This is a genomic window from Holdemanella sp. DFI.5.55, from assembly GCF_020593575.1.
Lineage (GTDB): Bacteria > Bacillota_I > Bacilli_A > Erysipelotrichales > Erysipelotrichaceae > Holdemanella > Holdemanella hominis.
Window position 1 is genome coordinate 1 of the sequence record NZ_JAJDMK010000272.1, and the last position, 268, is coordinate 268.

Annotated in this window: 1 pseudogene; it reads right to left on the bottom strand. The window is 38.8% G+C overall.

The features are described from left to right. Nucleotides 1-268, bottom strand: a pseudogene (locus LJE08_RS14070) (RNA-binding transcriptional accessory protein); the annotation flags it as partial.

The window sequence follows — 268 nt, forward strand, 5'->3', positions numbered from 1 at the left end:
GTTCACAATCACATAATAAACTTCTTGATCAATTTCTTTTAAATTATCCACAACAAATTGCTCAGATTCACGACTAGCTGTACCGTTTCCAATCGCGATCATTTCAATCCCAAAATCTTTAACAATTTTTTTAAACTTCGTTGCTGCTTCACTGCGCGCACTAGCTCCAGCAGGTTTATGGGGGTAAATCACATCAATATCAGTGACTTTTCCTGTTGGGTCTATAACTGCTAACTTACACCCTGTACGGTAAGCTGGATCTAATCCC